Source organism: Comamonas sp. A7-5 (genome assembly GCF_039581385.1).
GTDB classification, from domain to species: Bacteria; Pseudomonadota; Gammaproteobacteria; order Burkholderiales; family Burkholderiaceae_C; genus Comamonas; species Comamonas thiooxydans.
In genome coordinates this window covers 1-339 of the sequence record NZ_JBCPWO010000067.1, presented here as the reverse complement: position 1 = coordinate 339, position 339 = coordinate 1, and the positions used below count along the sequence as shown (strand labels likewise).

Below are 339 nucleotides of genomic sequence, written 5' to 3'. Positions count from 1 at the left end.
CATTTATTGCTCCTCTGGCAGAGCATCAAATTCATCAATGACGCCGCGAGCCTTTTCCAAGAAATCGTGAATAGCCATCGTGATGATCTCGCGCTTATTCAAGCCAATCATTCCGCCCAACTGCTCCATCTCATTGGCCAGCTCGAGAGGAATCCGGGCGCAGACGTTTTTCGTGATCTCGTCCGCCGCCTTCGAATCGGCTTCAAGCAGCTTGTCGACGATGTCTCCCGAAAAGTTAGATCCAGAGGTATGCAGTTGCTTGAATTTCAGGGTGTGAAGAATCAGTGTTTCGCGTGAGTTCATGATTTGCTTTCGATAGTTGATGATGTTTGCGCGCAT

The 339-nt window shown here is 49.0% G+C and carries 1 protein-coding gene; it reads right to left on the bottom strand.

Features of this window, described 5'->3' with window-relative positions:
- Window positions 1-3: 3 nt before the first annotated feature.
- Window positions 4-339 (bottom strand): hypothetical protein (locus AAIL67_RS24780; RefSeq protein ID WP_343485410.1); only part of this gene is annotated, 336 nt, incomplete at its 5' end.